Source organism: Variovorax paradoxus (assembly GCF_030815975.1).
Lineage (GTDB): Bacteria > Pseudomonadota > Gammaproteobacteria > Burkholderiales > Burkholderiaceae_C > Variovorax > Variovorax paradoxus_N.
In genome coordinates, this window is sequence record NZ_JAUSXL010000002.1 from 1,651,693 (window position 1) to 1,669,009 (window position 17,317).

Here is a 17,317-nt window from a genome sequence, read left to right on the forward strand (position 1 = left end):
GGCGGGATCCTCAGGCGTACACCGGGAAATCGCGCGTCAGCGTCGCCACCTGCGAGCGCGCCTCGGCCAGCGTGGCCGCATCCTGCGGACGGTCCAGCAGATCGGCGATCAGGTGGCCCACCAGGCGCGCTTCGCGCTCCTTGAAGCCGCGCGTGGTCATCGCCGGCGAGCCGAGGCGCACGCCGCTGGTGACCATCGGCTTTTCCGGGTCGTTGGGAATCGCGTTCTTGTTGACGGTGATGTGCGCCTGGCCGAGCAAGGCTTCGGCCGCCTTGCCCGTCAGGCCCTTGGCGCGCAGGTCGACCAGCATCAGGTGGCTTTCGGTGCGGCCGCTGACGATGCGCAGCCCGCGCTCGACCAGCGCCTCGGCGAGCGCCGCGGCGTTCTTCACGACTTGCTGCTGGTATTGCTTGAACTCCGGCGCCTGCGCCTCCTTGAACGCGACCGCCTTGGCAGCAATCACGTGCATCAGCGGGCCGCCCTGCAGGCCCGGGAACACGGCGCTGTTGATGGCCTTCTCGTGCTCCGGACGCATCAGGATGATGCCGCCGCGCGGCCCGCGCAGGCTCTTGTGCGTGGTGCTCGTGACGATGTCGGCGTGCGGAATCGGGTTGGGGTACTCCCCTGCGGCAATGAGCCCTGCGTAGTGCGCCATGTCGACCATCAGCAGGGCGCCGACATCCTTCGCGACGCGTGCGAAGCGTTCGAAGTCGATGCGAAGCGCATAGGCCGAGGCGCCGGCGATGATGACCTTCGGCCGGCTCTCGTGCGCCTTGCGCTCCATGGCGTCGTAGTCGATCTCCTCGCGCTCGTTCAGGCCGTAGCTCACCACGTTGAACCACTTGCCGCTCATGTTCAGCGCCATGCCGTGGCTGAGGTGCCCGCCTTCGGCGAGATTCATGCCCATGAAGGTGTCGCCGGGCTTCATGAGCGCCATGAACACCGCCTCGTTGGCCTGCGCGCCCGAATGCGGCTGCACGTTGGCGGCCCAGCCGTGCGTGTCCGCGCCGAACAGCTGCTTGACGCGCTCCAGTGCGAGCTGCTCGGCCAGGTCGACATACTCGCAGCCCCCGTAGTAGCGGCGGCCCGGATAGCCCTCGGCGTATTTGTTGGTGAGCTGCGTGCCCTGCGCCGCCATGACGGCCGGCGAGGCGTAGTTTTCGCTGGCGATCAGCTCGATGTGCTGCTCCTGGCGCTGGTGTTCCTGTTGCACGATCGCCCACAGATCGGGGTCGACGGTCTTGAGCGATTGCTTGCTGTAGCTGAACATGGATGACGTCCTGGGTGATAGATGGGGATGGCGAAGTGGGCTCATCTTCGGCGCGCAGGGCCGCCGGTGCTGGTCTGCTTACGACACACAACATGCCATTTGCGACAGCCCTTCATGGCTGGATGTCGATCTTCGATTCGCGGATCACGCGGCTCCAGCGCACCGACTCGGAGGCCTGGAAGGAACGCAGCCTGTCCGCGGGCAGGGGCATCGGTTCGCCGCCCTGGGTCTCCAGCCAGGCCACCATGTCCTGCTGCGTCGCCGCCTTCGAGAACCAGTCGCCGAGCTTCTTCTGGACCTCGGGCGCAGTGCCCCTGGGAGCGACCAGCCCGAACCATTGCTGGACGACCACATCCGCATAGCCCAGCTCGGCTGTCGTCGGCACGTCGGGCAGCACGCGGCTGCGGCTCGGGCCGGCCAGCGCCAGCACCTTGAGCTTGCCGGTCTTGCGGTTCTGTTCGGCCGCGGCTTGCGGCAGGATCATCATGTCGACGGTGCCCGCCAGCAACGCCTGAAGGCCCGGCGCCGCGCCCTGGAACGGGACGTGCATCAACTGGATGCCTGCCGTGGTGCTGAAGGCTTCGCTGCCCAGGTGGGCCAGGCTGCCGTTGCCCCAGGTGGCATAGGTGTAGCGGCGCGGGCTCGCCTTGGCCAGCGCCACGAATTCGGCCAGGGTGTTCGCCGGCACGTGGGCGCCGATGGCAAGGGCGTACGAAAACTTCGCCAGGCCCGTGATTTCCACGAAGTCCCGGGTGCCGTAGTTCAGCCGGGAGTAGTAGATGGGGTTGATGGCATGCGTATCGGACGACGAGACCAGCAGGGTGTAGCCGTCTGCGGGCGCCTTGCTGACGGCGTATGAACCGATCGCGCCGCTGGCCCCCACCTTGTTCTCGACGATGAACGCCTGCCCTGCGTCGCGCGAAACGGTTTCCAGGATCTTGCGGGCGGTCGCGTCGGTGATGGCGCCGGCCGGCCACGGCACCACGACCTTCACCGAGTGGTTGGGATAGTCCTGGGCCTGCGCGCCTATCGCCGCAGCGAGCACGGCGCCCACGGCAGCGGGTCTTGCCTTGGCGGCCAGGCTGGGCATTGCACGGATGATGAAAAGCATGGGGTTTCCTGTCGCTTGGTGATGTGTCGGATGCGGCTTTTCATCTTCGGCGTGCAGGGCCGCGGGCGCCGATCGGTTTGCGACGCGCAACTTGCGCTTTGCGACATAGCCGCTAGCATCCCGCGATGAAATCCCAGCCCCGGGAAAAGGTCGACTGCAAGCTTCGCGTCGCATTCCTCCTAACCCCAAGCTTCACGCTCACGGCCTTCGCCGGCTTCGTCGACGCACTGCGGCTCGCCGCCGATGAGGGCGACCGGAGCCGCCCGCTCCTGGCCCGCTGGGCCGTGCTGGATGCGAGCGGCGGACCTGTGCTCTCCAGTTGCGGGGCGAGCGTGGCGCCCAATGCGCCGCTCGATTCGCCGCAGGGCTACGACTACCTCGTGGTGGTTGGCGGACTGCTGCACGGCGGCCAGCGGGTGCCCGCGCGCCTCACCGCGTTTTTGCGGCAAGCGGCGGCAGCGGGCGTCAAGCTCGTGGGGCTGTGCACCGGCTCCTTCGTGCTGGCGCGCGCCGGACTGCTGGACGGGCACGTCGCCTGCGTCAGCTGGTTCCACCGCGAAGAGTTCACCGCTGAATTCCCAGAGTGCCGCATCGTGTCGAACCAGATGTTCGTGGTCGACCGCGACCGGCTCACCTGCGCGGGCGGCACCAGCGTCGTCCATCTTGCGGCGCACGTCATCGAGCGCACCATCGGCCGCGCCAGCGCGGTGAAGGCGCTGCGCATCATGATCGAGGAACAGCCGCTGCCCTCGCGCACCCTGCAGCCGGAGCAGGTGCTGTCGGTTCGCTCCACCGACACGGTGGTGCACAAGGCCATGCTGCTGCTGGAGCAGCAGCTGCACACGCCGGCCACGATCGAGAAGCTCTGCAAACCCCTGGGCATCGGCCGCCGCCAGCTCGAACGGCGCTTCCAGCAGGACGTGGGCCTCAGCCCCGCCGAATACCGGCAGCAGCTGCGCCTGGAGCGGGCGCGCTGGCTGCTGCAGAACACCGACCTCGAGGTGACCGAGGTGGCGCTGGAATGCGGCTTCCAGGACGGCGCGAGCTTCGCGCGCGTCGTGCGCAAGGCGCTCGGAAGCAGCCCGCGCGAAGTGCGCCAGGCGGCGCGCACGGACCGGTAGCCGAAGCCAGGCCGCTGCGGGCGGCCGTGTACTGAAAACTTCTGCTGGTAGATGCGCCGCTTGCGCACGGCCGCGGCGCTGCACAGAATCGGACGCCCGTTCGAACAAAACAACACGCAGGAGCCACGCCTTGAAAAAGCCGCAACGACAACTCCACATTCCGCTGCACAAGATTGCGGCACTCGGCGGCGCGACGCTGCTGCTGGCGGCCTGCGGCGGCGGTGGTGGAGGGGGCGGCGGCATCGGCGTCGGCTTTCCGCCGCCGGCCGGCGACACCGGCCGCGGCTCGGTCGTCACGGACCCGCCCGAGCAGACCGCGAAGCTGTCGGCCGAACAGTTCAGGACCAACCTCCAGGCGACCGACCAGGGCAAGGCCTTGCTGCAGGTGGCCGGCACGCCCAAGTGCGGGGTCGAAGTGCGCTACCTCGAATACCGCACCATCGGCGGCAAGAACGAAGCCACCAACGCGACCGCTGCGGTCATGGTTCCCTCGGGCGCCGACGTGGCCTGCAATGGGCCGCGGCCGGTGGTGCTGTATGCGCACGGCACCACTGCCGCGCGCAACTACAACCTTGCCAGATGGACCGACTCCACCCAGCCGGCCACCGGCGAAGGCCTGACGATCGCCGCCATGTTCGCGGCGCAGGGCTACATCGTGGTGGCGCCCAACTACGCGGGCTACGACAAGTCGACGCTGGCCTACCACCCGTACCTCAACGGCGACCAGCAGGGCAAGGACATGGTCGATGCGCTGACCGCGGCGCGCAAGACCTTCGCGGGCATCAGCGCCAACGACGCGGGCTCGCTGCTGATCACCGGCTATTCGCAGGGCGGCTACGTGGCGCTGGCGGCGCACCGCGAGATGCAGGCCACGGGCCGGGCGGTGACGGCGTCGGCGCCGCTCTCTGCCCCTTCGGCCATCGGCCTGCTGGCGGACTACACCTTCATGGGCTGGCCGGCGCTCGGCAGCACGCTGTTCGTGCCGCTGCTCTCGGCCAGCTGGCAGCAGCAGTTCGGCGATGTCTACGGCAGCACCGGCGACATCTACGAGTCGCAGTACGCCACGGGCATCGACACCCTGCTGCCGAGCCTGACGCCCATCGCCACCCTTTATGCCAACGGCAAGCTGCCGCAGCTCGCGCTCTTTCCCGCCGGTGCGACGCCGGGCCCGGTGAGCCCGGAACTGGCGATCTTCTACGGCGCCAACAACCTGATCCGCCAGAGCTATCTGACGCAGGCGGCCGGCGACATCCAGGCGAATCCCTGCCCCGGCAATGCGCTGCCCGCCACGGCCGCCTCGCTAAGCACGACCTCGCCGCTGGACTGCCGGCCGGCCGTGGGCTTTCGCAGGGCGGCGCGCGCCAACGACCTGCGCAACTGGCTGCCGACGCGGCCGGTGCTCATGTGCGGCGGCGCCAACGATCCGACCGTGAACTTCCTGAGCACCCGCGCCACCGCCGGCTACTTCCGCGCCCGCGGCATGCCCGCCGCCGCGCTGACGGTGCTCGACCTCGAAGATACGGCCACCACCGACTCGTACTCCGCCGCACGCGCCGGCTTCGCCCAGGCCAAGAGCACCCTCGCGCAGAACACCCCCGGCAGCGACGCCGACAAGCGGCAGGCCGTCACCCTGGCCTACCACGGCAACCTGGTGCCCCCGTTCTGCCTGGCCTCCGCCCGAGGCTTCTTCCAGGGCGTGCTGGCCGCCGGCGGCTAGCAGTTAGCCAAGGCCTCGAAGGTCTTATTCCAGAAACACCGCGGAACCGGCTTTGCCGGGCCGCAGGTGTTGCCCCCTGCAAGGGGGAGGGAGAAGCGACACGAAGTGCGCGAAGCCTGGGGGTTAGCCCATGGACGCTCGGTGCAGGCGGTCGCGCACGCCTTCCCATTCGGGCATGTCGGGCGGCGTCTCGACCCAGATCAGCTTGACGCCCTCGGCATCGAACTCGCGCAGCACCGCGAACAGCTGGTGCGCGCTGGCCGCCGCATCGTCCGGCATGCGCCGCTGCAGCACGCGCCGGGAGTGGCTGCGCACCTCGGTGCGCGTCCACACCGCGATGTGGGCCGCGCCCGGGCCGAGCACGTCGAGGCCGGCCTGGATGGCCTTGGCATCCATCAGCCGCAGCTTGGCGTCCGGCGCGTAGTGCGCTTCCAGCGTGCCGGAGGCGCGCGGATCGGGCGTCTCGAGCACCTCGCGGCTGCTCAGGCGCTCGCCCGCGGCGGCCTCGATCTGGGCGCGCGTGATCAGGCCCGGGCGCAGCAGCACGGGCGCGCCGCGGCTGCAGTCGACGATGGTCGACTCGATGCCCACCTCGCAGGCGCCGCCGTCGATCACCGCCAGCGTATCGCCGAATTCGTCATGCACATGCTGCGCGGTGGTGGGGCTGACGCGGCCGAAGCGGTTGGCGCTCGGGCCCGCAAGCCCCGGCACGCCCTGCTCGGCGCAGGCCGCGAGCAGGGCCTGCGCGACCGGATGCGAGGGGCAGCGCAGGCCGATGGTGTCCTGCCCGCCGGCAGCCGCGGCCGCCACGCCGGGCTGGCGCGTGACGATCAGCGTCAGCGGACCGGGCCAGAAGGCCTGCACCAGCTTCTGCGCGAAGGGCGGCAGCGGCTGCGCGAAGCGCGACAGCGCCTCGGTGCCCTTGATGCCGGCCGCCACGTGGACGATCAGCGGATGGTCGGCCGGCCGGCCCTTGGCCTTGAAGATGCCGGCCACCGCCATGTCGCTGGTGGCGTCGGCGCCCAGCCCATAGACGGTCTCGGTCGGGAATGCGACCAGCCCGCCCGAGCGCAGCACGCGCACGGCCTCGGCAATAGCTTCCGGGGATTGGCCGTCGAGGATCATGCGAAGTCGGCCGCCGACAGCGCCGGCAGGCCGAGCAGCGTGGCGGCCTGGGAGGCCGCGGCGCGCACGTTTTCCAGCGTGGCGCCGGTGAGCGTCAGGTGCCCCATCTTGCGGCCGGGGCGCGGTTCGATCTTGCCGTAGAGATGCAGGTGCACGCCGGGCAGCGCGAGCACTTCGCTCCAGCGCGGCGCCACCGGCTTGCCGCCGCCCGCGGTGAACCACAGGTCGCCCAGCAGGTTCAGCATGATCGCCGGGCTGTGCTGGCGTGGCGCGGCCAGCGGCAGGCCCGCGAGGGTGCGCACCTGCAGCTCGAACTGCGACACATCGCAGGCTTCCATGGTGTAGTGGCCGCTGTTGTGCGGCCGGGGCGCCATTTCGTTCACCACCAGCGAGCCGTCGGCCAGCGCGAAGAACTCGACGCACAGCACGCCCACGTAGTCCAGCCCGTTCGCAATGCTCTTCGCGGAGTTGATGGCCGCCTGCGCCACGGTCTTGGGCATGTTCTGCGCATGCACCTCGGTCACGGCCAGGATGCCGTCGCGGTGCAGGTTGCGCTGGGGCGGAAAGTGCACCAGCTGCCCGTCGCGGCCGCGCGCGACGATCACCGAGCATTCGAATTCGAGCGGCAGCAGCTTTTCGAGCACGCAGGGCACGCAGCCCGCGGCCTGCCAGGCGTCGACCAGTTCGGCGCGCGTGGACACGCGCTGCTGGCCCTTGCCGTCGTAGCCCAGGCGCGCGGTCTTGAGGATCCCGGGCAGCAGCGCGTCTGGGGCGGCGGCGAGCTGGGCCGCGGTCTCGATGACCGCATAGGGCGCGCAGGCCACGCCGCAGCGCGTGAAATGGGCCTTTTCGGCGATGCGGTCCTGCGCGATGGCGATGGCGCCTGCATCGGGGGCCACGGGCCGGGCCACCGACAGCTTCTCCAGCGAGGGCGCCGGCACGTTCTCGAACTCGGTCGTGACCGCATCGGCCAGGCCCGCGAGCCGCGCCAGGCCGTCGACGTCGGCGTAGTCGGTGTGGATGTGGTGGTGGCTCACGCGGCCGGCCGGGCTGTCGGCGTCGGGGTCGAGCACGGCCGTGAAATAGCCCATGCGCTGGGCGGCGTGGGCGAACATGCGGCCCAGCTGGCCGCCGCCGAGCACGCCGAGCGTGGCGCCGGGAAGAATGGGCAGGCCGTTGTTGTGATTGCTGTTCACAGCGCACCCCCGCCCTGCGGCGAGAACGGCGATACGGAGCCGGCATCCGCCACCGGCGGCGGCAGGGCCATGGCCTCGGCCGCGGCGGTTTGCGCGGCGCGGAAGGCATCGAGCCGGGCCCGCAGCGCCGGATCGCTCACCGCCAGCATGGCCACCGCGAACAGCGCCGCATTGGCCGCTCCCGCATTGCCGATGGCAAAGGTGGCCACCGGCACGCCCTTGGGCATCTGCACGATGCTGTAGAGCGAATCCACGCCCTGCAGGTGGCGGCTGGCCACCGGCACGCCGAGCACCGGCACCGTGGTCTTGGCAGCCAGCATGCCCGGCAGGTGGGCGGCGCCGCCCGCGCCCGCGATGATCGCGGCGAGCCCGCGCCCGGCGGCGCTTTCGGCATATGCGAAGAGCGCATCGGGCATGCGGTGGGCCGAGACCACCTTCGCTTCGTGCTGGATCCCGAATTGCTGGAGAATCTCGACCGCGTGGCGCATCGTCTCCCAATCGGAGTTCGAGCCCATCACTACACCGACCTGAATGGTTTCGTTCATGGTTCCAATTTTACGTTTCACCCCCAGTTGTTCCCGATGATCGACATCACTCTCGAAAATTTTCAGGCTGAACTGATCGAAGGCTCGGCCGCCACGCCGGTGCTGCTCGACATCTGGGCCGAATGGTGCGGACCGTGCAAGCAGCTCGGCCCGGTGCTCGAAAAGCTCGAAACCGAGTACGCCGGGCGCTTCGCGCTGGCCAAGCTCGACGCCGACAAGGTGCCGCAGATCTCGTCGCAGCTGTCCGAAATGTTCGGCGTGCGCAGCATCCCGTTCTGCGTGATGTTCAAGGACGGCCAGCCGGTGGACGGCTTCGTGGGCGCCATTCCGGCCGACAAGATCCGCGAATTCCTCGACAAGCACGTGCCTGCCGCCAAGCAGCTCGAAGCCGCCTCCCAGGAGGCCGCGGCCCAGGAAGCGCTGGCCGAAGGCGACACCGAGGGCGCGCTCGAGCGGCTGCAGCATGCAGTGGCCACCGACCCGGCCAACGACGACGCGCGCTTCGACTACGTCAAGCTGCTGCTGCAGATGGGCCGCATCGACGATGCCAAGGTGGCCTTCGCGCCGGTGATCGCCAAGACCACGCTGGTGCGCCGCTTCGATTCGCTGCAGCGCTGGATGGACGCGATCGATTTTGCGGCGCCGGCCTCGGGCCCCGAGCCCACGCTGGCCGATTTCGACGCCCGCATTGCCGCCGGCAAGCGCGACTTCGACGCCCGCTTCGGCCGCGCGCAGCTGCTGATGGATGCGCAGCGCTGGACCGATGCGATGGACGAGCTGCTCGAGATCCTGATGCGCGACAAGGGCTGGAACGAGGAGCTCGCGCGCAAGACCTACATCGCGGTCCTCGACCTGATCGAGCCGCCCAAGGTGAAGGTGGCGGACGGGCAGATTCCGCCGGACGATCCGGTGGTGGCCACCTATCGCCGCCGCCTCAGCAGCGTGGTGCTGAGCTGAACGGCACATTGCGCACTTCGATGCGCAAATCAATAAAAAGCGGCTCTTGAGCCGCTTTTTTGCTTGGCCGGGCGCATGGCATTGGCGAGCCACGGTGGTGTCGAATACGATCGCACCGATTCAACTTGTTGCAATTGAGAAGGACACACCGGCCATGCGTTTCCTCGCCCGCCATCGCGCCCGCACCGCGCTTCCCGTTTTCGCGACCGCACTGCTTGCGGCCGCCCTGGCCGGCTGCGGCAGCGGCATCAGCCTCGACGAACCGATCGAGGGGCCGGTCTGGCGCCTGGCGCAACTGGGCGACGAGCCCGTGGCGCCCGGCGGCGAAGCGCAGATCCAGTTCGACCGCAGCAGCGGCCGCGTCAGCGGAACGGGCGGCTGCAACCGCGTTTCGGGGTCGTTCACGCGCAGCGGCATCACGCTGCGCATCGGCCAGCTGGCCTCGACCCGCATGGCCTGCGCGGACCCGGTGCGCGGCGCCAACGAAGCGCAATTCATCTCGGCGCTGCAGACCACCGCGACCTACCGCCTGGCCGGCCCGGGACGGCTCGCGCTGCTCGACGCGAGCGGGCGGACCGTGGCAACGCTGAACGCGGCGAACCGCTGAGGCTGCCGACGCCGGGCCAGTCACTTCAGCCGGTGAGGCGCTCCAGCGCTTCGCGGTACTTGGCCGCGGTTTTCTCGATCACCTCGGCCGGCAGGCGCGGCGCCGGCGGGGTCTTGTCCCAGGGCTTGCCGTTGATCTTGGTGGCTTCGAGCCAGTCGCGCACGAACTGCTTGTCGTAGCTCGGTGGATTGGTGCCCGCGGCCAGCGCGGCCTGGTAGCCCTCGACCGGCCAGTAGCGCGAGCTGTCGGGCGTGAGCACTTCGTCCATCAGCACCAGCGTGCCGGCCTCGTCCAGGCCGAACTCGAACTTGGTGTCGGCAATGATCATCCCCCTGCCCAGTGCGATCTGCGCGGCGGTTTCGTAGATCTCGAGGCTGGTCTCGCGGATCTGCTGCGCCAGCTTGGGGCCGACGATCTCGACCACGCGGTCGTAGCTGATGTTCTCGTCGTGCTCGCCGGCCGCGGCCTTGGCGGCGGGCGTGAAGATCGGGCGCGGCAGCTTGCTGGCGTTGGTGAGCCCCTCGGGCAGTGGCACGCCGCAGACCGAGCGGCCTTCCTGGTATTCCTTCCAGCCGCTGCCGGCCAGGTAGCCGCGCACCACGGCCTCGACCGGGATCGGCGTCAGCCGCTTGACCAGCATCGAGCGGCCGGTGACCTGCGGCACTTCTTCAGGCGTGACCACGCTCTCGGGCGCCTCGCCCGTCAGGTGGTTGGGGCACAGCTGGCCGAGGCGGTCGAACCACCACAGCGCCATCTGCGTGAGGATTTCGCCCTTGCCTGGAATCGGCTCGCCCATGATCACGTCGAAGGCGCTGAGCCGGTCGCTCGCGACCATCAGGATGCGGTCTTCGCCGACGGCGTAGTTGTCGCGCACCTTGCCGCGCGCAAGCAGGGGCAGGCTCTGGATGGAAGAGGTGTGGACGGTGGTCATGGGACGGTGCTGCTGTGCGGAAACGGGTGGCGGGGAAAACGGATTGTGCGCGCAGAAAAAAGCCACCGCGAACGGTGGCCTGCGAATCGCGAAAAAAGTTTCTTCAGACGACTTCTTGCGCGAGCTCGCCCTTGGCGTACTTGGCGGCGACGACCTGCAGCGTCTCGCCCTTGACCTTGGGGCCCTGGCCTTCGCAGCCGAATTCGATGTAGCGCTGCTTGCAGATCTGCTTGGCGGCTTCGCGCGCGGGCTTGAGCCATTCGCGGGCGTCGAACTTCTCGGGGTTCTCGGCCAGGAACTGGCGCACCGCGCCGGTCATCGCCAGGCGGATGTCGGTGTCGATGTTGATCTTGCGCACGCCGTGCTTGATGGCTTCCTGGATTTCCTTCACGGGAACGCCGTAGGTTTCCTTCATGTTGCCGCCGTACTGGCGAATGATGGCCAGCAGTTCCTGTGGCACGCTCGACGAGCCGTGCATCACCAGATGGGTGTTGGGAATGCGGCGGTGGATTTCCTTGATGCGGTCGATCGCCAGAATGTCGCCAGTGGGCTCGCGCGTGAACTTGTAGGCGCCGTGGCTGGTGCCGATGGCAATGGCCAGCGCGTCGATCTGGGTGCGCTTGACGAAGTCGGCAGCCTGCTCGGGATCGGTCAGCAGCTGCTCGCGCGTCATGGTGTCGTCGGTGCCGTGGCCGTCTTCCTTGTCGCCCTTCATGGTTTCCAGCGAGCCCAGGCAGCCGAGCTCGCCTTCGACGGTCACGCCCAGGCGGTGGGCCATGTCCGACACCTTCTTGGTGACGTCCACGTTGTAGTCGTAGCTGGCAATGGACTTGCCGTCGGCCTCGAGCGAGCCGTCCATCATCACCGAGCTGAAGCCCAGCTCGATGGCGCCCTTGCAGACGTCCGGGCTCTGGCCGTGGTCCTGGTGCATGACCAGCGGAATGTTCGGGTACTGCTCGATCGCAGCCTGGATCAGGTGCTTGATGAAGGCTTCGCCGGCATATTTGCGGGCACCGGCGCTGGCCTGCAGGATGACCGGCGCGCCAACTTCCTTGGCGGCCTCCATCACGGCCTGGACCTGTTCGAGGTTGTTGACGTTGAAGGCCGGAATGCCGTAGCCGTTGGCGGCTGCGTGGTCCAGCAGTTCGCGCATCGAGACGAGTGCCATGGGAAATACCTCGCGAAAATAGGGGAAAAAGAAGGCGGAAAGACGAGAGAAAACTGCCCCAATTCTATCGAGCCCCCTTGTGGGACGGCACTGACACGCACTGGAGAGCCCCCGGCGCGCAGTGGCCGGCGCTGCTAGATCGGCAGCTGCGTGGTCGACAGCACCTGCTTGAGCACCACGAAAGTCCGGATCTGGCGCACGCCCGGCAGGTACAGCAGCTGCTCGGCATGCAGGCGGTTGAAGCTGTCGTTGTCGCGCGTGCGCACGAGCATGAAGTAGTCGAACTCGCCCGTGACCACGTGGCATTCGAGGCAGCCCGAGACCTTTTGCGCGGCCTTCTCGAAGTCGGCGAAGGAATCGGGCGTCGAGCGGTCGAGCACCACGCCGATCATCACCAGCATGCCGAGCTCGAGCGCCTGGGCGTCGAGCAGCGCCACGATGCCCTTGATGAGCCCCGCGGCCTTGAGCCGCTCGACCCGGCGCAGGCATGCGGGCGCGCTGAGGTTGACCTTGGCGGCCAGGGCCACGTTCGACACCGAGGCATCGCGCTGCAGGGCGCGCAGGATGGCGCGGTCGGTGCGGTCGAGTTCCGGCGCCGCTTCGGCCGCCTGCGCCGGCGTGATACGCAACTTTGTTGTGCTCATTGTGGTTCTGGCGACTCAAAAAACTCGAATTCCCCGATCTTGTCTTTATTTACGCCGCAATTCCACTGAAGTTTGCAACCACGTTTCGGCGGCTTCTTCCTACGATCTATGGCATCCCTTTCTCGGAGCACACATCGATGAACCTCAAGAAATTTCCCCGCCATGCCCTCACCTTCGGCCCCACGCCGATCCACCCGCTCAAGCGCCTGAGCGCCCACCTGGGCGGCGAGGTCGAGCTCTATGCCAAGCGCGAGGACTGCAACAGCGGCCTGGCCTTCGGCGGCAACAAGACGCGCAAGCTCGAATACCTGATTCCCGAGGCGCTCGAGGGCGGCTACGACACGCTGGTGTCCATCGGCGGCATCCAGTCGAACCAGACGCGGCAGGTGGCGGCCGTGGCCGCGCACCTGGGCCTGAAGTGCGTGCTGGTGCAGGAGAACTGGGTCAACTATTCCGATGCGGTGTACGACCGCGTCGGCAACATCGAGATGTCCCGCATCCTGGGCGCCGACGTGCGGCTGGACAGCGCGGGCTTCGACATCGGCATCCGCAAGAGCTGGGAAGAGGCCATGGACGACGTGCGCAAGGCCGGCGGCAAGCCCTTTCCGATTCCGGCCGGCTGCTCGGAGCATCCGCGCGGCGGGCTGGGCTTCGTCGGATTTGCGGAGGAAGTGCGGCAGCAGGAGGCCGAGCTGGGCTTCAAGTTCGACTACATCGTGACCTGCTCGGTCACGGGCAGCACACAGGCCGGCATGGTGGTGGGCTTCGCGGCCGACGGCCGGGCCGACCGCGTGATCGGCATCGACGCCTCGGCCAAGCCCGAGCAGACCTTCGCGCAGATCGTGCGCATTGCCAAGGGCACGGCCGAACTGGTCGAGCTGGGACGCGACATCACCGACAAGGACGTGGTGCTCGACCGCCGCTTCGGCGGCCCGGAATACGGATTGCCCAACGAAGGCACGCTGGAATCGATTCGCCTCTGCGCGCGCCTCGAAGGCATGCTGACCGACCCCGTGTACGAGGGCAAGTCGATGCACGGGATGATCGAGAAGGTGCGCCTGGGCGAATTCCCGGCCGGCTCGAAGGTGCTCTATGCGCACTTGGGCGGCGTGCCGGCCCTGAACGCCTACAGCTTCCTGTTCCGCAACGGCTGAGCGGGCTCAGCTTGCCCTGCAGATTTTCAGCATGTTGGTGCCGCCCGGTGCACCCATCGGCTCGCCGCAGGTAATGGCATAGACGTCGCCGGTCTGCACGATGCCGCGCTTCTTCAGGTGGGCCTCGGCCTGCTCGAGCGCGGTGTCGCGGTCGCTCTCCGAGTCCATCAGCAGCGGGCGCACGTTGCGGTAGAGCGCCATCCTGCGCTGCGTGGCCAGCCGCGAGGTCAGCGCGTACATCGGAATGTGCGCGCGGTGACGGCTCATCCACAGCGGCGTGGAGCCCGACTCGGTGAGCGCCACGATGGCCTTGGCGCCCAGGTGGTGGGCCGTGAACAGCGCGCCCATGGCAATCGACTGGTCGATGCGGCTGTAGGTCTTGCCGCTGAAGTCGGCGTCGAGCATCTTGTCCTCGGCCGATTCGGCGGCTTCGCAGATGCGGCTCATCTCCTGCACGGTTTCGAGCGGATAGCGGCCCGAGGCGGTTTCGGCCGAGAGCATCACGGCGTCGGTGCCGTCGAGCACGGCGTTGGCCACGTCGCTCACCTCGGCGCGCGTGGGCACCGGGTTGGTGATCATCGACTCCATCATCTGGGTGGCGGTGATCACCACCTTGTCCATGTCGCGCGCCATGCGGATCATCTTTTTCTGCAGCGCCGGCACGGCGGCATTGCCCACCTCGACCGCCAAGTCGCCGCGCGCCACCATGATGCCGTCGCTCGCGCGCAGGATTTCCTCCAGCTTGGGAATGGCCTCGGCACGCTCGATCTTGGCGATCAGGCCCGGCTTGTGGCCGTACTCGGCCGCGGCCACGTTGCACAGCTGGCGCGCCATTTCCATGTCGGTGGCGTTCTTGGGAAAGCTCACCGCCACATAGTCGGCCTGGAAGCTCATCGCGGTCTTGATGTCTTCCATGTCCTTGGCCGTGAGCGCCGGCGCCGTGAGGCCGCCGCCCTGCTTGTTGATGCCCTTGTTGTTGGAGAGCTCGCCGCCGAGCTTGACGGTGGTGTGCACCGCCTCGCCCCTGACCGCGTCGACCGTCAGCACGATCAAACCGTCGTTCAGCAGCAGCTTGTCGCCGGGCTTCACGTCGCGCGGCAGGTCCTTGTAGTCGAGGCCGACCGCGCCGGTGTCGCCGGGTTCGGTGCGCGAGGCGTCGAGCACGAACTTGGCGCCCGGCTCGAGCCAGACCTTGCCCTGCGCGAACTTGCCGACGCGGATCTTGGGGCCCTGCAGGTCGGCCATGATCGCCACCTCGCGGCCCGTCTTGCGGGCTGCCTCCCGCACCATGGCGGCGCGGTCGATGTGGTCCTGCGCGGTGCCGTGGCTGAAATTGAGCCGCACCACGCTGACCTTGTTCAGGATCATCTGTTCCAGCAGCTCGGGCGTGTTGGACGCCGGGCCGAGCGTGGCGACGATCTTGGTGGCGTGGCGGGGAAGGCGATCCGTGATCATTGAACTGGTCTCCATTTTTGTATTCGCTACTGTATACACTTTGCGTGGCTACAGGAAGCGGGCTCCGCAGCCCGGGCGCGAAAAATCAGCCCGCGGCACGCTTGGCAAGAATCTCGAAGGCGGGGAGCGTCTTGCCCTCGAGCACTTCGAGGAAGGCGCCGCCGCCGGTCGAGATGTAGCCGACCTGCTTTTCGATGCCGTACTTGGCAATGGCCGCGAGCGTGTCGCCGCCGCCGGCGATCGAGAAGGCGCTGCTCTCGGCGATGGCCTGGGCAATCGCCTTGGTGCCGCCCGCGAAAGCGTCGAACTCGAACACGCCCACCGGGCCGTTCCAGACGATGGTGCCGGCCTCGCGCAGCTGCGCGGCCAGGATCGCGGCCGTCTTGGGGCCGATGTCCAGGATCAGGTCGTCGTCGGCCACGTCGTTCGCGGCCTTGACGGTGGCGGGCGCGTCGGCCGCGAAGGTCTTGGCCGTGACCACGTCCACCGGAATGGGCACGTCGGCGCCGCGCGCGCGCATGGACTCGATCACCGCCTTGGCCTGGTCGATCAGGTCGGGCTCGGCCAGCGACTTGCCGATCTTGAGGCCGGCCGCGAGCATGAAGGTGTTGGCGATGCCGCCGCCGACGATCAGCTGGTCGACATTGGCCGACAGGCTCTTGAGGATGGTCAGCTTGGTGCTGACCTTGGAACCCGCCACGATGGCCACCAGCGGCCGCTTGGGCTGTGCCAGTGCCTTGGTGATGGCGTCGATCTCGGCCGCGAGCAGCGGGCCGGCCGCGGCCACCTTGGCGAACTGCGCGATGCCGTAGGTGGTGGCTTCGGCGCGGTGCGCGGTGCCGAAGGCGTCGTTCACGTAGATGTCGGTGAGCGCGGCGAGCTTGCGGGCCAGCGCCTCGTCGTTCTTCTTCTCGCCCTTGTTGACGCGGCAGTTCTCGAGCAGCACGACCTGGCCGGGCTTCACATCGACGCCGTCGACCCAGTTGGCCACCAGCGGAACCTCGCGGCCCAGCAGTTCGCCGAGGCGCCTGGCCACGGGGGCGAGCGAGTCCTCGGGCTTGAATTCGCCCTCGGTGGGGCGGCCCAGGTGCGAGGTCACCATCACGGCGGCGCCGGCGTCGAGCGCCAGCTGGATGCAGGGCACCGAGGCGCGGATGCGCGTGTCTTCGGTGATGCGGCCGGCATCGTCCTGCGGCACGTTGAGGTCGGCACGGATGAAGACGCGCTGGCCGGCGGCCTTGCCCTGCGCGCAGAGGTCGGTGAATCGAATGACGTTCATGGATCTGGAGGTGGTGGAAGACAAGTCGCCTTGCATTGTAGGTTTTGCCCCGGCGCCGCTCTACGCGCCTCTTGCGGCCCGCCGATGCTTTTCAGCCCTTGGGCTGCGCCTTGGCAAAGCGCTCGAGGATCTCGACGAAGCTCGCGGCCGCGGGCGACAGGGTGCGGCGCGCCGCGCTGTAGATGCACACCTCGCGGTGGAAGTCGGGCGATTCGAGCCGCACCATCTGCAGGCCGTGGGCGCGCACCAGCGGCGCCGAATAGGTCGGGCACACGGTGAGCCCGAGCCCCGAGGCCACCATGCCGAGCGCGGTGGTCATGTACGACACCTCTTGGGTGCCGGGGCGCAGCATGTAGTCGCGCTCGGCCGGCGCCAGCTCGGGCAGCACGCGCTGGCGGAAGTCGCGCGTGGGCGCAATGAAGGTGTACGGCTCGAGTTCATGCCAGCGCACCTTGCGGCGCTTCGCAAAGGCGTGGCCAGGCGGGCAGATCAGCCAATGCCGGTCGCGCAGCAGCGTGCGGCGCTCGATGGCGCCGTCGACCGGCACGTCCTGCCCCACCGCAAGCTCCACGTCGCCGGCCATCACGCCGGCCAGCAGGTGCTCGGGCAGCGTGTCGGCCAGGCGCACGTCAACGTCGGGGAACGCCTTGCGGTAGAGCGCGATCACGCGCGGCATCAGCGTGCAGGCCATGAGCTGCGGCGCTGCGAGGCGCAACAGCCCTTTCTTCTTGTCACGCAAATCCGTGACGCCGGCCACCGCGCCCGCGAGGTCGCCCAGCAGCCGGTGCACCGAAGGCAGAAACTCGCGCCCGGCCTCCGAAAGCTGAACGCGCCGCGTGTGGCGGTCGAGCAGCTGCACGCCCATCTCGCGCTCGAGCTCGCGCACCAGCACGCTGAGCGCCGACTGCGTGAGGTGCAGCTGCTGCGCCGCGGCGGTGAAGCTGCCGGCCTCGGCCACGGCGGCGAAGGCGCGCAATTGGCGCAAGGTGAGATTCATATGTTTATTTCATCAATCGATGAATTAATTTCGATTGCAT

At 68.3% G+C, this 17,317-nt stretch carries 16 protein-coding genes; 5 read left to right on the forward strand and 11 right to left on the reverse strand.

Features of this window, described 5'->3' with window-relative positions; genetic code table 11:
• Window positions 1–10 precede the first annotated feature (10 nt).
• Together glyA and QFZ47_RS11590 are read right to left on the reverse strand one after the other, a co-directional pair.
• Window positions 11–1,270, reverse strand: coding sequence for a serine hydroxymethyltransferase (gene glyA, locus QFZ47_RS11585; RefSeq protein ID WP_307655762.1), 1,260 nt, complete (start codon window positions 1,268–1,270; stop codon window positions 11–13).
• Window positions 1,271–1,382: 112 nt separating this feature from the next.
• Window positions 1,383–2,381 (reverse strand): tripartite tricarboxylate transporter substrate binding protein, encoded by a 999-nt coding sequence (locus QFZ47_RS11590; protein WP_307655763.1) that lies wholly within the window; start codon window positions 2,379–2,381, stop codon window positions 1,383–1,385.
• 125 nt (window positions 2,382–2,506) lie between these two features.
• On the opposite strand from QFZ47_RS11590, the gene QFZ47_RS11595 reads away from it, so the two are divergent.
• Complete coding sequence (locus QFZ47_RS11595) at window positions 2,507–3,502, forward strand: GlxA family transcriptional regulator (protein WP_307655764.1); 996 nt, start codon at window positions 2,507–2,509, stop codon at window positions 3,500–3,502.
• A gap of 130 nt (window positions 3,503–3,632) precedes the next feature.
• Window positions 3,633–5,219: an alpha/beta hydrolase family protein gene (locus tag QFZ47_RS11600; protein WP_307655765.1), complete on the forward strand. Its 1,587-nt coding sequence runs from the start codon at window positions 3,633–3,635 to the stop codon at window positions 5,217–5,219.
• A 123-nt stretch (window positions 5,220–5,342) separates the two neighbouring features.
• Here QFZ47_RS11600 and QFZ47_RS11605 read toward each other — a convergent pair whose 3' ends face one another.
• The 3 genes from QFZ47_RS11605 to purE are packed head-to-tail and all read right to left on the reverse strand — an operon-like array spanning window position 5,343 to window position 8,085.
• A complete protein-coding gene (locus QFZ47_RS11605; RefSeq protein WP_307655766.1) occupies window positions 5,343–6,344 on the reverse strand; it encodes an L-threonylcarbamoyladenylate synthase in 1,002 nt (333 codons plus the stop codon).
• Entirely contained in the window at window positions 6,341–7,540 is a 1,200-nt protein-coding gene (locus tag QFZ47_RS11610) for a 5-(carboxyamino)imidazole ribonucleotide synthase (RefSeq protein WP_307655767.1), read from the reverse strand. Before QFZ47_RS11610 ends, QFZ47_RS11605 begins: the two co-directional genes overlap by 4 nt.
• Complete coding sequence (gene purE, locus QFZ47_RS11615) at window positions 7,537–8,085, reverse strand: 5-(carboxyamino)imidazole ribonucleotide mutase (protein WP_307655768.1); 549 nt, start codon at window positions 8,083–8,085, stop codon at window positions 7,537–7,539. Before purE ends, QFZ47_RS11610 begins: the two co-directional genes overlap by 4 nt.
• Before the next feature lie 36 nt (window positions 8,086–8,121).
• Here purE and QFZ47_RS11620 point away from each other — a divergent pair, with 36 nt between their 5' ends.
• Together QFZ47_RS11620 and QFZ47_RS11625 are read left to right on the forward strand one after the other, a co-directional pair.
• Window positions 8,122–9,042, forward strand: coding sequence for a tetratricopeptide repeat protein (locus tag QFZ47_RS11620; protein WP_307655769.1), 921 nt, complete (start codon window positions 8,122–8,124; stop codon window positions 9,040–9,042).
• Window positions 9,043–9,196: 154 nt separating this feature from the next.
• A complete protein-coding gene (locus QFZ47_RS11625) occupies window positions 9,197–9,649 on the forward strand; it encodes an META domain-containing protein (protein ID WP_307655770.1) in 453 nt (150 codons plus the stop codon).
• Between the two features lie 25 nt (window positions 9,650–9,674).
• Here the strand turns inward: QFZ47_RS11625 and QFZ47_RS11630 are convergent, their stop codons facing one another.
• The 3 genes from QFZ47_RS11630 to QFZ47_RS11640 all read right to left on the reverse strand — a co-directional run bounded on the left by QFZ47_RS11630 (window position 9,675) and on the right by QFZ47_RS11640 (window position 12,392).
• On the reverse strand, window positions 9,675–10,580 hold the full coding sequence (locus tag QFZ47_RS11630) for a phosphoribosylaminoimidazolesuccinocarboxamide synthase (protein ID WP_307655771.1): 906 nt from the start codon (window positions 10,578–10,580) through the stop codon (window positions 9,675–9,677).
• 103 nt (window positions 10,581–10,683) lie between these two features.
• Window positions 10,684–11,748, reverse strand: a complete 1,065-nt coding sequence (gene fba, locus QFZ47_RS11635) for a class II fructose-bisphosphate aldolase (protein ID WP_307655772.1) — start codon at window positions 11,746–11,748, stop codon at window positions 10,684–10,686.
• Between the two features lie 134 nt (window positions 11,749–11,882).
• On the reverse strand, window positions 11,883–12,392 hold the full coding sequence (locus QFZ47_RS11640; protein WP_307655773.1) for an Lrp/AsnC family transcriptional regulator: 510 nt from the start codon (window positions 12,390–12,392) through the stop codon (window positions 11,883–11,885).
• 137 nt (window positions 12,393–12,529) lie between these two features.
• Here QFZ47_RS11640 and QFZ47_RS11645 point away from each other — a divergent pair, with 137 nt between their 5' ends.
• The gene (locus QFZ47_RS11645; RefSeq protein WP_307655774.1) at window positions 12,530–13,546 is read left to right on the forward strand and encodes a 1-aminocyclopropane-1-carboxylate deaminase; all 1,017 of its coding nucleotides are present in this window, start codon (window positions 12,530–12,532) and stop codon (window positions 13,544–13,546) included.
• Between the two features lie 6 nt (window positions 13,547–13,552).
• On the opposite strand, the gene pyk is transcribed toward QFZ47_RS11645, so the two are convergent.
• The 3 genes from pyk to QFZ47_RS11660 form a co-directional block, all read right to left on the reverse strand.
• Window positions 13,553–15,001 (reverse strand): pyruvate kinase, encoded by a 1,449-nt coding sequence (pyk, locus tag QFZ47_RS11650; RefSeq protein WP_307655775.1) that lies wholly within the window; start codon window positions 14,999–15,001, stop codon window positions 13,553–13,555.
• 85 nt (window positions 15,002–15,086) lie between these two features.
• Entirely contained in the window at window positions 15,087–16,280 is a 1,194-nt protein-coding gene (locus tag QFZ47_RS11655; RefSeq protein WP_307655776.1) for a phosphoglycerate kinase, read from the reverse strand.
• A 91-nt stretch (window positions 16,281–16,371) separates the two neighbouring features.
• The gene (locus tag QFZ47_RS11660) at window positions 16,372–17,277 is read right to left on the reverse strand and encodes a LysR family transcriptional regulator (protein WP_307655777.1); all 906 of its coding nucleotides are present in this window, start codon (window positions 17,275–17,277) and stop codon (window positions 16,372–16,374) included.
• Window positions 17,278–17,317: the final 40 nt, after the last annotated feature.

What these genes read in the sequence shown, in the direction of transcription:
- fba (WP_307655772.1), bottom strand. Translation starts at nt 11,748, where the DNA reads ATGGCACTCGTCTCGATGCGCGAACTGCTGGACCACGCAGCCGCCAAC.
- QFZ47_RS11640 (WP_307655773.1), bottom strand. Translation starts at nt 12,392, where the DNA reads ATGAGCACAACAAAGTTGCGTATCACGCCGGCGCAGGCGGCCGAAGCG.
- QFZ47_RS11625 (WP_307655770.1), top strand. Translation starts at nt 9,197, where the DNA reads ATGCGTTTCCTCGCCCGCCATCGCGCCCGCACCGCGCTTCCCGTTTTC.
- glyA (WP_307655762.1), bottom strand. Translation starts at nt 1,270, where the DNA reads ATGTTCAGCTACAGCAAGCAATCGCTCAAGACCGTCGACCCCGATCTG.
- QFZ47_RS11655 (WP_307655776.1), bottom strand. Translation starts at nt 16,280, where the DNA reads ATGAACGTCATTCGATTCACCGACCTCTGCGCGCAGGGCAAGGCCGCC.
- QFZ47_RS11660 (WP_307655777.1), bottom strand. Translation starts at nt 17,277, where the DNA reads ATGAATCTCACCTTGCGCCAATTGCGCGCCTTCGCCGCCGTGGCCGAG.
- QFZ47_RS11630 (WP_307655771.1), bottom strand. Translation starts at nt 10,580, where the DNA reads ATGACCACCGTCCACACCTCTTCCATCCAGAGCCTGCCCCTGCTTGCG.
- QFZ47_RS11590 (WP_307655763.1), bottom strand. Translation starts at nt 2,381, where the DNA reads ATGCTTTTCATCATCCGTGCAATGCCCAGCCTGGCCGCCAAGGCAAGA.
- QFZ47_RS11595 (WP_307655764.1), top strand. Translation starts at nt 2,507, where the DNA reads ATGAAATCCCAGCCCCGGGAAAAGGTCGACTGCAAGCTTCGCGTCGCA.
- pyk (WP_307655775.1), bottom strand. Translation starts at nt 15,001, where the DNA reads ATGATCACGGATCGCCTTCCCCGCCACGCCACCAAGATCGTCGCCACG.
- QFZ47_RS11605 (WP_307655766.1), bottom strand. Translation starts at nt 6,344, where the DNA reads ATGATCCTCGACGGCCAATCCCCGGAAGCTATTGCCGAGGCCGTGCGC.
- QFZ47_RS11620 (WP_307655769.1), top strand. Translation starts at nt 8,122, where the DNA reads ATGATCGACATCACTCTCGAAAATTTTCAGGCTGAACTGATCGAAGGC.
- QFZ47_RS11645 (WP_307655774.1), top strand. Translation starts at nt 12,530, where the DNA reads ATGAACCTCAAGAAATTTCCCCGCCATGCCCTCACCTTCGGCCCCACG.
- purE (WP_307655768.1), bottom strand. Translation starts at nt 8,085, where the DNA reads ATGAACGAAACCATTCAGGTCGGTGTAGTGATGGGCTCGAACTCCGAT.